13 protein-coding genes are annotated in these 13,596 nt (G+C 39.2%); 6 read left to right on the top strand and 7 right to left on the bottom strand.

The window, feature by feature from the left end:
• Positions 1-216: 216 nt before the first annotated feature.
• Entirely contained in the window at positions 217-1,500 is a 1,284-nt protein-coding gene (gene sdpC, locus CD126_RS02675) for a peptidoglycan release complex CPBP-like subunit SdpC (protein ID WP_103369990.1), read from the top strand.
• Between the two features lie 68 nt (positions 1,501-1,568).
• On the opposite strand, the gene CD126_RS02670 is transcribed toward sdpC, so the two are convergent.
• From CD126_RS02670 to CD126_RS12440, 4 genes are all read right to left on the bottom strand, one after another.
• Positions 1,569-2,261: a ribose 5-phosphate isomerase A gene (locus CD126_RS02670; RefSeq protein WP_186312106.1), complete on the bottom strand. Its 693-nt coding sequence runs from the start codon at positions 2,259-2,261 to the stop codon at positions 1,569-1,571.
• A gap of 70 nt (positions 2,262-2,331) precedes the next feature.
• Positions 2,332-3,342, bottom strand: a complete 1,011-nt coding sequence (locus CD126_RS02665; RefSeq protein WP_103369989.1) for an aldose epimerase family protein — start codon at positions 3,340-3,342, stop codon at positions 2,332-2,334.
• A 274-nt stretch (positions 3,343-3,616) separates the two neighbouring features.
• Entirely contained in the window at positions 3,617-4,207 is a 591-nt protein-coding gene (locus CD126_RS02660) for a DUF805 domain-containing protein (RefSeq protein ID WP_103369988.1), read from the bottom strand.
• Between the two features lie 32 nt (positions 4,208-4,239).
• The gene (locus CD126_RS12440) at positions 4,240-4,734 is read right to left on the bottom strand and encodes a DUF805 domain-containing protein (protein ID WP_411912607.1); all 495 of its coding nucleotides are present in this window, start codon (positions 4,732-4,734) and stop codon (positions 4,240-4,242) included.
• A gap of 239 nt (positions 4,735-4,973) precedes the next feature.
• Here CD126_RS12440 and CD126_RS02650 point away from each other — a divergent pair, with 239 nt between their 5' ends.
• Together CD126_RS02650 and gltS are read left to right on the top strand one after the other, a co-directional pair.
• Complete coding sequence (locus CD126_RS02650) at positions 4,974-5,582, top strand: DNA-3-methyladenine glycosylase (RefSeq protein WP_002471853.1); 609 nt, start codon at positions 4,974-4,976, stop codon at positions 5,580-5,582.
• A 720-nt stretch (positions 5,583-6,302) separates the two neighbouring features.
• Complete coding sequence (gene gltS, locus CD126_RS02645) at positions 6,303-7,511, top strand: sodium/glutamate symporter (RefSeq protein WP_049406275.1); 1,209 nt, start codon at positions 6,303-6,305, stop codon at positions 7,509-7,511.
• Positions 7,512-7,610: 99 nt separating this feature from the next.
• Here the strand turns inward: gltS and fni are convergent, their stop codons facing one another.
• On the bottom strand, positions 7,611-8,651 hold the full coding sequence (gene fni, locus CD126_RS02640; protein WP_049406273.1) for a type 2 isopentenyl-diphosphate Delta-isomerase: 1,041 nt from the start codon (positions 8,649-8,651) through the stop codon (positions 7,611-7,613).
• A 62-nt stretch (positions 8,652-8,713) separates the two neighbouring features.
• Entirely contained in the window at positions 8,714-9,658 is a 945-nt protein-coding gene (gene corA, locus CD126_RS02635; protein ID WP_103369986.1) for a magnesium/cobalt transporter CorA, read from the bottom strand.
• Positions 9,659-9,931: 273 nt separating this feature from the next.
• Between corA and CD126_RS02630 the strand changes: the two genes are divergently transcribed.
• The 3 genes from CD126_RS02630 to CD126_RS02620 all read left to right on the top strand — a co-directional run bounded on the left by CD126_RS02630 (position 9,932) and on the right by CD126_RS02620 (position 11,573).
• Positions 9,932-10,402: a thioesterase family protein gene (locus CD126_RS02630; protein ID WP_049406269.1), complete on the top strand. Its 471-nt coding sequence runs from the start codon at positions 9,932-9,934 to the stop codon at positions 10,400-10,402.
• A gap of 10 nt (positions 10,403-10,412) precedes the next feature.
• Positions 10,413-10,805 carry a hypothetical protein gene (locus CD126_RS02625; RefSeq protein ID WP_103369985.1) on the top strand — a complete coding sequence of 131 codons (393 nt, stop codon included), beginning with the start codon at positions 10,413-10,415 and terminating at the stop codon, positions 10,803-10,805.
• 132 nt (positions 10,806-10,937) lie between these two features.
• Positions 10,938-11,573, top strand: a complete 636-nt coding sequence (locus tag CD126_RS02620) for a hypothetical protein (protein WP_103369984.1) — start codon at positions 10,938-10,940, stop codon at positions 11,571-11,573.
• An 83-nt stretch (positions 11,574-11,656) separates the two neighbouring features.
• Here CD126_RS02620 and CD126_RS02615 read toward each other — a convergent pair whose 3' ends face one another.
• Entirely contained in the window at positions 11,657-13,594 is a 1,938-nt protein-coding gene (locus CD126_RS02615; protein ID WP_049406264.1) for a DHA2 family efflux MFS transporter permease subunit, read from the bottom strand.
• Between the last annotated feature and the right edge of the window lie 2 nt (positions 13,595-13,596).

The raw sequence follows: 13,596 nt of genomic DNA, 5'->3' as shown, positions 1-13,596 counted from the left end.
CTTCAAGGTGACTAAACCCTGCCACTATTTATGTAGAGAACGACCGTGATAATCGTCATTTAATCCTCTGTCCTCTAAATATTTCATTTAGGTAAAATTTTGTTAACACTATTACATTTCAATGATAAATTCGCTATTCTGTTTTATTTAAAACGCACTGTTATGTATAATTGACAATAAATGAATTTTTTTGAACACCTTATTGGAGGGTACATAATGAAACAGACACGAATATCGGGATTCCAGTGGGCAATGATGGTCTTCATCTTCTTTATTATTACAGAAGTGCTCCATATGATTCTCGGCGATTTCCAACGCGCCATCCATGTGAAGCGCTATCTATTTGATATCCGTTCCATTGCACCACTCGTGGCAGCAATCATTTGTATAATTATTTTTAAACATCGACAAATACAATTACAAAGCATGAAATTTACTTTGAGCTTTAAAGTAATCGAACGCATGATTCTCGCGTTGATACTCCCTGCACTCATCTTTATCTTATGCATGATCAGTTTCAACGTATTCGCAGATAGCTTTATCCTGCTACAGGGAGATGACTTAACTGTATCCGTCACTTCGGTATTAATCGGTCAATTGATTATGGCCTTTATCATCGAACTTGGCTTCCGTTCTTATTTACAGAACGTTTTAGAAACGAAACTCAACACGTTTTTCGCATCTATAGTGGTTGGTATTATTTACGCTATCGTTAACGTGCATTTAGAGTTTAGTTTCACCTACACGCTTTATAGCATACTCTATGCCTTTGCTTTCAGTATGTTAGTAGGTGAACTCATCAGAGCTACGAAAGGCCGTACGATTTATATCGCAACGCTATTCCACGCAGCGATGTCCTTTGGCCTCATCTTTCTATTCAACGAAGAGTTAGGCAACGTCTTCGCCATGAAAGTGATCGCGTTAGCTACTACAGTAGTGGCTGCAGGATATATTCTCTTAACGTTAATCATTCGTGGTGTGACTTACCTCTTCACACGTAAAAGTTTAGACGAAGTTGAAGCCAATAATTACATGGATCATTTAAATGAAGACAGTGACTTAGAAACAGCTGATGATCGTAAAAAGGCGAACGGTAAGAACAAGAAAGCACCGTCTACTGCTGACGAAAAAGATAAGACAACTTCAGTTGATGACCAAGCTAAGACTGCAACCGCAGGCGCCGCAACTGCTGGTGCTGTATCAACAAAATCTAGCAAAGATCAAAACAATAAAGACGCATCAGCTCAAGAACAGTCAAAAGAAACAAAAACACAAGAGAAAGCAGCAACGTCTGAATCGCACAACTCAGATGATGCCGCTACTTCAACTGATTCAGATGCACTCGAACGTGCACAAGCTTCAGTGGAACACAGTGAAGATACGATTCAACGTTCAACTGATAAAGATAGAACTAATCAAGATAAGACTGACAGTACAATAGACACAAACGGTGAACGTACATCTTTCAACTTGAAAAACGAACACGATCATCGCCGCTAATCACACATTTGAAACATATGAAAGCACTCAACCCACGATTTCGAGTTGAGTGCTTTCTTTTCTTCTATTTATTCATCTTTATACTGTATCTTCACACCATCTTGTGTACCGACAATGGCCTCTTCTGCCGTATCTAAGAAGTAGCCTGTTTCTAACACACCAATCAAATGGATAAGATACTCATGCATTTCATAAGGGTTAATCTTGTCATAAAGCACTAAGTCGAGAATGTAATTCCCATTATCTGTAATAAATGGCACATCATCTGCCATTCGACGAATTGCTTTGACATTCTTATCTTTCTCAATTCTTTTCGCTATCAAGAGCCAGTTAAATTTGTCCACCTCAACGGGCAGCTTAAACGTCTGTCCTAAGTAATCGACTGTCTTTGATTCATCCGCTACGACGATGAATTTATGCGCCATAGAATCGATCACTTTCTCTCTAAATAAAGCGCCCCCGCCACCTTTAATCAGATTGAGATGACCATCGATTTCGTCAGCGCCATCAATCGCGACATCGACATGGTCGACATCATTTACATCCACGATCTTCAAACCGCGTTCTTTCGCGATATAAGCCGTCTTATTCGACGTACAAACGCCTATGAGATCTAAACCTTCACGCTCAACTTTGTCCGCAATCTTAGGCACGAGTAACTCTATCGTTGACCCAGAGCCAATGCCCAATACCATATTGTCGTGAATGTGATTCAAAGCATCGTCAAATGTGCTCAATTTCAGTTGTTTCGAATCCATTATGCTTCCCCTTTACCATGCGTTATTTTACCTTTATTGTACATGAGAATGTGCGAAAGTCCTAGACGAAACCTTACTTTTTTGTAATACGATATGACGTTTTTGAGTAAAATGGTTGCTCTGCTTCTAAAATACTTTTAGCTTCCTCACCAAAAATATTAATATCGTTAGGTAAACATTGCGTTTCTAAGGTGAAACCTGAATGCGGCTTATAGATATTGAAACTACTGTGCCAATCTTTACTGTCATTTAAAGTATAAATTACAATATTCGGCATATCTGTTTCTACTTCTAAAGAAAAGTTATTATTCTCTACTGTCATCCGACCTTCTTCTGGAGCAAAGGGATGATCTAAACCACCGAACTGATTAATCTGATCACAAATATTCGCGCCACCGCAATTAAAGATGTCATCTAGTTGAATGCGTGACGTATGAAATTCTTTCGTCAAATCAATGGGTTGCGTAGATTGAACTAAACGTTCTTTATTTAACGGATACATGTTCAATTTATCACTCACAAGATAATGGTTATCAATCACGTTATTATCTCGATTCAAATTGAAATAGACATGGTTTATAGGATTAAATAATGTACGTTCAGTCGAAGTTGCTTTGTACTCTACTGACCATCGATGTTCCATATCATACGTATGGATGACTTGAATATCCATGTCTCCTGGATACCCATCTTCTTCACTGCGTAGTTGCGTCGTAAAAACAATCTTTACGCGGTTAGCTTCCTCTTGAATGTCATAGTCGAAGAAGCGTGTATCCAAGCCGTTCGTACCACCATGTAAATGATGTGCTCCATCATTCTGCTCGAGTTGGTAAGTCGTATCGTTCAGTTGAAACTGACCATTCTCAATACGTCCACCATAGCGACCTACAGTAGCACCAAATTTGAATGGATTCTCTCGATAGAATTCGTCCGCTTCGACGACATTTCCTAGCACGATATTGTTGTCATCGTATTTCCATGACACAATACGCGCACCGTAATTCGTAAAGACAATCTTCGTTTCCTCGTTGTTGATCTTGATCAAATCTAAGCCATCACGTTGGTGTTCAATTTCAGCAAACATAACCTTACTTCCTTTCAATCAAACTCTTCAAACATCTTCTGAAACTTCTCTTTATCTTCAGTATTTAATTGTCAGATTTATTTTACTTACCTTTAACTATATTGTAACAATTTAGTCAAATTTAATTCTAGGCGAACATGCAAATTTTAGTATGCAATTTTTCTATATATCGAACTTATAAAGCGCTTTCTTATCATATACAACAATCCTGAAACCCTAGACTCTCCATTTTTTTAAAATAATCATGGAAAATCTAACATTTCAGGATTGCTAACTAGAAGATACTTAATTTCGAGTCGTCTCCATATTGTGCGGATGGATACTTCGTGCTTTCACCGTATTTATTACGTCCCTTTTTACTATCTAAACAAGCAATAACAATCGTGTAGACACCCATAGCAAGACTAATAACAGACACAATCATTAGAACTATAATGTAGTCTAAAGTTAAATCTGGTCCAGAAAGATTTCCATATACTTGTATAAAAATACTCAAAACTACACTAATAATGAAAATTATGATTGGAAGTACTGTACCGCGTCCTGCATCATGGAATCGTCGTACTAATAAACTTAAATAAGGCACCAAAGTTGCTAGAAAATAGATGAGACCATAAATCCCTGCTATAAATAAAATAATCAATCCAATGGCCATCGGTGCAAGATCCGGGTCGTCTGGATCTGAGATAGCTCCGACGATCATAAACATATAGCCAATTGCCATTAAAACTATTGCGGGAAGCGAAAAGATGAAATTCCATAACATCATCCACCAATATTCACTACGTCTTGCACGTCCTTTAAAGTTAGCATAATTCTTCCAAAAGTTTTTAAATGCTTGGCCAAATCCCACAGTTTTGTTCATATTACCATCTCCTTTTCTGATTATGATTTTTATTAAATTAATCTTATTTTATCCTCATCTTCATATTGAGATGAAGGATACTTCGGACTATCACCGTATTTGTTGCATCCTTTCTTACTATCTAGTGAAATGATGACTATGAAGTATATATTAATACATAATATTATAAACGATCCGATAGAAATATAAGGATTCACCTTCCACACATTTGAAATATTTAATATTATAATGAGCCCTTGTGAAGATATGTAAATTAGCAAGTATAAACTATATAAGATAATAGGGATTATAGTTCGTAATCCTGTATCATGACAACGTCTAATAGTTAGACTGGCTGTGGGTATAAACGTAATGACACTAATAAATATACTGTAATAAAGGATTATATTTAAAAAATATTTTGTGGTTTCTAAAGGATCCAAACTCCAAGTAAGCAAACTTACTATTAATGCGCAAAAAAACGTTACTAACCAAAATATACTAATGATAAATACAGGTGCTATAAAAATAAATTTCCATAGTACCATCCACCAGAATTCACTACGTCTCGCTTGACCCTTAAAATTAAAAGCGTTCTTCCAGTATAGATAGAATGCTTCGCCAAAAGTAGTAGAAGGTGTCATATAACTCAACTCCTCATGATGTTTTTCTCTACAAATCATTAAATTGACTTCTAGCGCAACATTATATTATCATTAACCAACAAACTTTTTAACCATTAATTTAAAATTTTTAAAATAAATACGTTTAAAGAGAGGTTCGTAATATGGACTTTATAAACAACGAAACGATTCAAACGGCTAAAGATTTATTAGGTGTACAAGTGATTTATGAGGATGACGATCAAACTTATACGGGCTACATCGTTGAAACTGAGGCATATCTTGGCTTTCAAGACCAGGCTGCTCACGGTTTCAAAGGCAATCGTACACCTAAAGTTGAATCACTCTACAAATTAGGTGGCACCATTTACGCTCACGTCATGCACACGCATCTGCTCATTAACTTTGTGACACGTACTGAAGGCGTGCCAGAAGGTGTCTTGATTCGAGCAGTCGAACCCGAACAAGGAATAGAACGCATGCGTGAAAATCGCAATAAAGACGGATATGAATTGACGAATGGTCCAGGTAAATGGACGAAAGCTTTCAATGTTCCACGTCGCTTAGATGGCTCAAGATTAAACGAAGGTCGCTTAAAGATTGATATCAAACATCGCAAGCATCCACGTGATATTGTTGAAGATGCACGCATTGGTATTCCGAATAAAGGCGAATGGACTGAGAAGCCTTTGCGCTTCACAGTTAAAGGTAATCCTTTCGTGTCTCGTATGCGCAAGTCAGACATGATGAACCCTGACGAAACTTGGATGTAAAAGAGATAAGTTGCTAGCCAAACTCGCAGTCTGGGACATAAATCAAAGTTGTTTAATTTTCAATGTTATGACTCTCGCTTGCATATGGGACCAAACTCAACTAATTCCTCTCGCTCTTAGAGCTCTAGGAATGGATTTTCGTTGTGGTCTAGCTCCATCATGCGTCTCGAGTCGACATTGAAAATTTAAAAAGATTCATTTTATAAGCGTGATTTTAATCTATCTCAAACACAATTTTCTGTTAGTGTCCCAGACTCTTTTTTATTAAAAATGATAACTCACTTCATTCTAGGAAGATAGCTCCTTCTCTCTACCTCACCCACGCCCTTCAAAGTTAAACCACCCTAATGTTATAAAGCGCTACTATGCCCCACTCACACTACTTATACGCCTTGACATAAAAATTCACATTGTAAAGATATTTTTAATATTATAACCAAAAGTAGATTTATATGATTAATATATGTATAATAGTTATTATGGGTTTTTGTAAGCCCTTACTTATCTTACATACTATGTTTCTAGTATTGAATTCCGTAGCCTTAAGGTGATTAGACATGCGATGATATACAACTCATTGACTTAACTCTAAAGTGCTACACACCGACTAGAACAAACATCTCCTAAGAAGGTGCGTTTTATCACTTACATATCTAGTATCAATATCATGCACTGTCCCTACCTTAACCTACACATTTAATATAAAGGGGGGAATGAATCATGATCGAATTAGATGCGATTACAACACTTGCGCTTGCCGCATTATTATTCTTACTCGGCGTCTTTATCGTTAATCATGTTTCAATCTTACAGCGATTGTGTATCCCGGCACCCGTTATCGGTGGACTGATTTTCGCGATCGTTGTCGCAATACTACAATCTTTAGATATCGTCACAATTAAATTAGATTCAGACTTTATCCAGAACTTCTTTATGATGGCCTTCTTCACGACGATTGGTCTTGGGGCATCATTGAAATTACTACGCTTAGGTGGCAAAGTTCTCATTCTATACTTTATCTTCTGTGGTATTATGGCACTTTGTCAGAACTTTATTAGTGTAGGTTTAGCAAAAGTCTTACATATACCAGGCTTACTCGGTTTAACTGCGGGTTCTATGTCTATGGAAGGCGGTCACGGTAACGCTCTTGCATACAGTCAAACGATTCAAGAAATGGGTATAGACAATGCCGTTACGGCTGCACTTGCCGCTGCTACACTCGGTCTCGTAGCCGGTGGACTCATCGGTGGTCCTGTCGTTAAATTCTTAATTAACCGTTATAATTTGAAACCGAAACATGCTGAAGAGACAACGAAAGACTACAGTGAAGTGGACTACAATGAGAAATTACACGCGAAAATGTCAACGACAAACGTTTTCTTCGTCCAATTCGCAGTCGTGGCAGTATGTATGGCGATTGGTTCTTATCTCGGAGATTTATTTACGAAGTATACAGGACAGAGCTTACCTGTATACGTAGGTTCAATGATTATTGCAGTCATCGTACGTAACATTTCCGAATTTGGTAATTTCGAACTCATCGATATGAAGATAGTGAACTACATCAGTGATATTTCACTCGGTCTCTTCCTATCGATTGCCTTAATGAGTATCAAGCTCACAGAGATTTATCACTTAGCGATTCCACTCATTATCATCGTTGCAGTTCAAGTCATCTTTATCATCCTCTTCTCTATCTTTGTCGTCTTTAGAGGATTAGGTAAAGATTATGATGCAGCAGTTATGATCGGTGGTATCATCGGTCACGGACTCGGTGCGACACCGAATGCGATGGCGAACTTAGACGTGATTACCAAGAAATTTGGTGCGTCTCCGAAAGCCTATCTCGTCGTTCCGATTGTCGGCGCGTTCTTGATTGACTTACTCGCTATGCCGATTATCATGGGCTTCATCAATCTCGTGCATTAATAGTTTCATAATTTCGGTAAAATGCATAAAAGGAAGGTGACAACATCTCGCCACGTTGTCACCTTCCTTTTTATAATGCTTCATTAGTCAACTCAACCACTACAGTTTCAAATCACGCTGTTCGATCCACGTTAATAAATCTGGACTCAATACTTTATCTGCATGCGCCAATGCCTCTACCGTGCGTGCATCCAACATAGTCATAATCTTCTTCATGTGTTGATGGAAAGCATTCACGTACTCAATCGCACCATCCACGCCATGTTCTTCCACTTGATTTAAAAATGGTCGAGACATCCCTACTGCTCGCGCTCCTAATGCCAAAGATTTCACGACATCAAGAGGCGAACGTACACCCCCACTTGCAAGGATATTCATCGAATTCTGATACCCTGTACTTTCAAGTAAGGATTCTACTGTAGACTGCCCCCAGTTAGATAAATAACTCATATCTTTAAGATCACGACGTTCATTCTCAATATTTACAAAGTTGGTTCCGCCACGACCACTCACGTCTACATAGCGCACACCAACTTCATACAACTGTTTCAACGTCTCTTTGCTCATGCCAAAGCCGACTTCTTTAATAATGACAGGGACATCTACCGTTTCAACGATAGCCTTAACATTCTCAATCCATGTAGAGAACGTTCGATTCCCTTCAGGCATCACGAGTTCTTGCGGCGCATTGACGTGAATTTGTAAAGCTTGCGCATCTAACATTCGCACGGATTCCACTGCTTTCTCCACTGGCACATCCGCACCCACGTTACTAAAGATGACACCTTCTGGATTCACCTCGCGAACGACTTTGAAAGACGGCGCCATATCAGGATTACGCAAAGCTGCATGTGTTGAACCTACTGCCATCGCTAAACCTGTTTCTCGCGCCACACTTGCAAGCTTCTCATTAATTTGTTTCGTCCACTCGCTTCCACCTGTCATCGCATTGATATATAAGGGGGAAGAGAGCTTGAAGTCACCGAAATGCGTAGCTAAATCGACATCTTCCACGTCGATAGATGGGATAGAATGGTGCACAAATCGAATCTTATCAAAGTCTGACACAGGCTGATCTTGTTGTGCCATCGCTATCTCCACATGCTCATTTTTACGTTGTTCTCTCTTCAAATCACTCATAATTGCCCTACTTTCCCTCTCGTTATCATAGTTTTCATTTCACACAGGCTATAGGCTTACCTCTAGAACCACTTTTTCTTTTTAAAATAAATCACAAAGCCCACTGCAATTAACAACATCACGCTTAAGACGACGAAATAACTATAATGCCACTTGAGTTCCGGCATATAAGCAAAGTTCATCCCATAAATACCGGTAATCAACGTCAATGGCAAGAATATCACAGACACAAGCGTTAAGACTTGCATCACGCTGTTCATCTTAAACGAGGTATATGACTCATAGTTCGCACGAATTTCGTCCGTCATCTCTTGAGCTAACTGTAGAATGTTGCGTTGCTTAATCAGATGGTCATTAACATGTTGAATATAGAGTTGCTTACGTTCTGTATCACCGAAATCGGCATCTCTCATTACCGTATCGACTAACTCACGCATCGAATACACAATCCGCTTCAACTTTATCATCGTCGACCGTAGTTGAAAGACCCGATCCATCAGTTTCTGATTCGACGTATCATCGACATGTGTCTCCTCAAAGTGATAGACTCTATCCTCAATGTGGTAAACAGGTTCAAAGTAGCGATCCACCATGTCATCGAGCAGATGCAATGCAACTTGCTGATTATCCAAATCTCTCTCAGAAGATTGAAGATCTTTGAGCACCTGCGTCACACTCTCTATCTCATGATGATGATAAGTAACGAGTGCTCGCCCCTTAGTAAAGACGTTTAATGCTCGCGGTGCATATGTCTCTACGTCAATACTATGTAAGACCATGTATTGATAAGTATCATAAGCCTTGAATTTCGCCCGTGGTGTCCCATTCACTGTATCATCAATTTCAAGTTTATTAAAGTTAAAATGCGATTCCAGTATGTGGTTCTCCGAAGCAGTCGGTTGAGCGAAATCATACCAGACAAATTGCTCTTCATCAGGAATATGATTGACGTCATTCGCAACTTGTAAAGACGTCCCGTCACACTGGTAATAAATGGATAGCGTCATGGTCTCACCTCGAGTCATTTCTTTCATTTTACCACGAAATTATTATAATATGTGTACTATGTAGCGTTATCTCTGTGTGTCTGAGGTTAAAGGTAAAATGGAAGTGCGTTGAAGCACGTTCTATATTCATAGACCCGATGCCTCAAATGCTTTTGGATAGCAATTGAAGACATTAATTAGATAAAACGTTACCTACATAAAAAGAATCATTACTTTGGGAATTGAAGGATGCGCTATCCTACTTACATAATAGACTCAATTGAGGTGAAACGAATGACACAACAACCTTTTACGGTACACCAAACGGTGCCACATGACTATATCGACCATAATCATCATATGCATGATGCGTATTACAATGTGATATTCAGTCAAATTATTAATGATTTCAATTACTCCCACGGGCTCTCACTTGAAGAACGCGACGATTATCAATACACGCTGTTTACCGCTGAAGAGCATACTGCTTATTTAGCTCAGCTCACAGAAGACGAACCCTTTGATGTTCAAGTTTGGATTTACAACTTTGATATGAAACGGATCCATTTCGTACTCTTGCTATATAAGGAAGATGGAACGCTTGCCGCAACGAACGAAACGATGATGATTGGTATCAATCGTCAAATCGAACGGACAGCGCCTTTTCCAGAAAGTTATTTACAACAGCTCCGCGATTACTATAATTCCCAACCGAAGATTCAATGGCCGAAACAAATTGGTCATCGACTCAACATTCCGAAATGAGGTGACATGAATGGCTGACAATAGTCTCAATCAAATACAACTCACACTTTACGACGAAATGGACGAGATAAAAGCGCAATTGGGTGAACTCAACGAGACGAAATCATGGATCGTCAATGGTCCGGCAATCGATTTGTTACGACGCACAAAGCAAATCGCAATCTTGCAAGGTCGTCGTTTAACTGTAGATAAAGTTCAGAATCAACTTCAATCGACAACAGACCTCACAACCATTCAAACATGGTTAGAAGAGACTGCCCGTGAGCATCAAACACAATTCGATCAGCTTACTCAAGAATTGAAGCAAGCTGATCCTACCTCTGACCATTATTTACAACTACTCACAGACTATTACCAAGCATATGGGCGCCAACATGTCTTCAACCAGCTCAACACGCACTAACTTTAATGATCGAGTTAGGCGCTAATTAAACACTAACCTGCTAGTAAAAATACATGCATTTCGCAATCTACTTGCGCTATAATACTAACTAAGTCAACATCAACTATCTAGTCACTAAGAAAGGAGCCGAGTATGAATAATCGTCAGGCTTATCATCAGAACTTCGACCGCACCCTCTCGCATGAAGAGCTTCATAGAGGGCGTCGTTACGGAAAGAAACGCAGATCATGGGTGAGTTTAATCATACATATCATCGTGCTCATCTTAACCGCTATCGCAGGATATAGCATGTGGAAAGAACCTATTTTTAAAGTTAAATTACTTAATCAACTCGTAAATTTCCACCAATTCTCAACCTTTTCCGATAAACTTGAAGAATTGAAAAAGTTACCTATTAATGTTGGAGATATCGATAAGATTCAACATCAGTTAGATCAACTCGTCATTGCCTTTGAAGTGTTCTTTGGCATATGCATACTCAGTCTCATCTTGACATTCTTTACGATTCTGTTTAATCGTACTGTCTTAAAGATTGTCAATTTCATCGTTGTGTTGATTCTAATGCTCATGACATTTGGCTTTGCTTACTTAATCGATCATGTCGCGAAGAAAGCCGCAACTGAGATGAGTTCTGCATATCTTAGCTTCAAACCCGACGATATTCTGACACAAGCGGACGCGATTCACAATAACTTTATCTTGCTCGGATGCAGTTTAGCCTTACTATTTATCAGCTTGTTCTTTAGAAATCGTCGTCCACGTCATTAATAGACTTTGACTATTAAAAATATCCCTTCTTCACTTCACTGAATTATTTCAGTGTTGGAAGAAGGGATTTTCTCATTCTATCATTAATTTTCTTTAGAAATATAATGGTCTTTACCTTTAAGGAAGAAACTGAGGATAAAGGCAATCAGACTGATAATTGTAGCGATGATAAAGGCACTATCTACACCTTGAATAGAGGCGAGCTGCTTAACAAATTGAAGAATTTGTTGTGTCGCCATGTGTTCATCGCCTAATTGTTGCGCCATCTCTTGCAATCTATCTTTAATAAACGGATTCGTTTTATCTAAATCCTGACTCGCTGAAGCCACATGTTGAGTCGTTTGCGTCGACATCACTGTGACAAGCAAGGCTGTACCAATAGAACCTGCAAGTTGACGTAACGTATTGGATAACGCGTTGCCGTGTGGGATTAAACGAGCTGGTAACGCATTGATACTTGCTGTCATGATCGGCATCATGATGAAACTCATACCAAATGAACGGATGATATAGATCAACATAATGCTCGCGTAGCTCGTATTCATGTCGAGTTTAGCTAACTCCCATGTCGCATATGTCATGATTCCTGTACCTACAATGGCTAACGGTTTGATACCAATTGTGTCGAGTAATTTACCTGCTACAGGTCCCATGACACCCATGATAAGGGCCCCTGGTAACAGTAATAGACCTGATTGTACTGGCGTGAAATCTCTAAGGTCTTGCAAGTAAAGTGGTAACAGTAGCATACCACCGAAGAGACTCATCATCACGATCATGTTAATGACTGTAGGAAGTGTGAAACCAGAGAATTTCAAGACTTCCATGTTTAACATTGGCACGCGCATTGTAACCTCTCTGATAATGAATGCGATGATAAAGATGACACCAATAATTAGTGAAATCACAACTTGCGGTGAACTCCATGTATTGTTACCCGCTTCACTAAAGCCGTAAAGCAATGCACCGAAGCCAATAGTACTGAAGACGATACCTGGAATATCGGCTTTCGGATTGGTGGTTTGTTGGTAAACTCTGAACCAAACATAAGAAATGGCTAAAGAGATGATACCAACGATAAACATACCGTAGAACATCACGTTCCAGTGGTAATGCTCAACAATATAACCTGATAATGTTGGACCGATGCCTGGTGCTAAGATCATCGCGATACCTAGAACACCCATAGCCGCCCCACGTTTGTGCGGTGGGAAAATCGTCATAAAGACGTTCGTACCTAAAGGCATCAAGATACCTGCACCGATGGCTTGAAGCACACGTCCAACCATCATTACGGTGAAGGAACCAGAAATACCACAGACAAGTGAACCAAGTGTAAACAAGGTCATCGCAATTAAGAATAATTTACGGTAAGAATATTTGTTGAACAAGAATGCACTGACCGGAATCAGTATACCGTTGACCAGCATGAATCCTGTCATCAACCATTGACCTGTATTCGCTGAAATATTAAAGTCCGTATTAATCTTCGGCAAAGCAACGTTCAACAACGTTTGGTTGAGAATTGCGATAAACATACCGAAGACCATTGCGACAAGGACTTTACCTTGTGATGCACCTTTACCAAACATAAAGGCACTATCTTTTTCCTTTAACTTCTCATTAACAATTGCTTCTTCAGAATTAGGATTAATCGGTTCATGATCTTCATCTTGAGTCGAACCTGTTTGATCTGAATTCACATCAGCATAGCCATCATGGCCAGTATTCTGCGCTTCTCGTTCCGCTGAGTCATCATGCGTTTCATGACGCGTACTTTCAGATGATTCTTGATCATCCGCCACACTACGTTGCGCCTTCTCAGCACGAGATGTTTCTGATGCGTCCTCTTTAATACTAAATTTAGATTGATAAGTTTCATTCGAAGCACCAGTTGATTGCTGGGATTGTTCCAGTTGCGCCTTTTTCTTGCCATTCTTTCTCTTAATCACAGCAAAGTTAATCAGCGCAAGCAGAATGACCGTAATTACAATATATATAATAATGAAGGCCGTAGACATTC

Source organism: Staphylococcus pettenkoferi, assembly GCF_002902685.1.
Classification (GTDB): Bacteria; Bacillota; Bacilli; order Staphylococcales; family Staphylococcaceae; genus Staphylococcus; species Staphylococcus pettenkoferi.
Note: the sequence above shows the minus strand (reverse complement) of the source record. Positions and strands in the feature narration are given on the sequence as shown.

Excerpts from the sequence above, each read along its gene's own strand:
- CD126_RS12440 (WP_411912607.1), bottom strand. The coding sequence starts at position 4,734 with ATGGTACTATGGAAATTTATTTTTATAGCACCTGTATTTATCATTAGT.
- fni (WP_049406273.1), bottom strand. The coding sequence starts at position 8,651 with ATGAGTGATTTGAAGAGAGAACAACGTAAAAATGAGCATGTGGAGATA.
- sdpC (WP_103369990.1), top strand. The coding sequence starts at position 217 with ATGAAACAGACACGAATATCGGGATTCCAGTGGGCAATGATGGTCTTC.
- CD126_RS02630 (WP_049406269.1), top strand. The coding sequence starts at position 9,932 with ATGACACAACAACCTTTTACGGTACACCAAACGGTGCCACATGACTAT.
- CD126_RS02650 (WP_002471853.1), top strand. The coding sequence starts at position 4,974 with ATGGACTTTATAAACAACGAAACGATTCAAACGGCTAAAGATTTATTA.
- corA (WP_103369986.1), bottom strand. The coding sequence starts at position 9,658 with ATGACGCTATCCATTTATTACCAGTGTGACGGGACGTCTTTACAAGTT.
- CD126_RS02665 (WP_103369989.1), bottom strand. The coding sequence starts at position 3,342 with ATGTTTGCTGAAATTGAACACCAACGTGATGGCTTAGATTTGATCAAG.
- CD126_RS02615 (WP_049406264.1), bottom strand. The coding sequence starts at position 13,594 with ATGTCTACGGCCTTCATTATTATATATATTGTAATTACGGTCATTCTG.
- CD126_RS02660 (WP_103369988.1), bottom strand. The coding sequence starts at position 4,207 with ATGAACAAAACTGTGGGATTTGGCCAAGCATTTAAAAACTTTTGGAAG.
- CD126_RS02625 (WP_103369985.1), top strand. The coding sequence starts at position 10,413 with ATGGCTGACAATAGTCTCAATCAAATACAACTCACACTTTACGACGAA.
- gltS (WP_049406275.1), top strand. The coding sequence starts at position 6,303 with ATGATCGAATTAGATGCGATTACAACACTTGCGCTTGCCGCATTATTA.
- CD126_RS02620 (WP_103369984.1), top strand. The coding sequence starts at position 10,938 with ATGAATAATCGTCAGGCTTATCATCAGAACTTCGACCGCACCCTCTCG.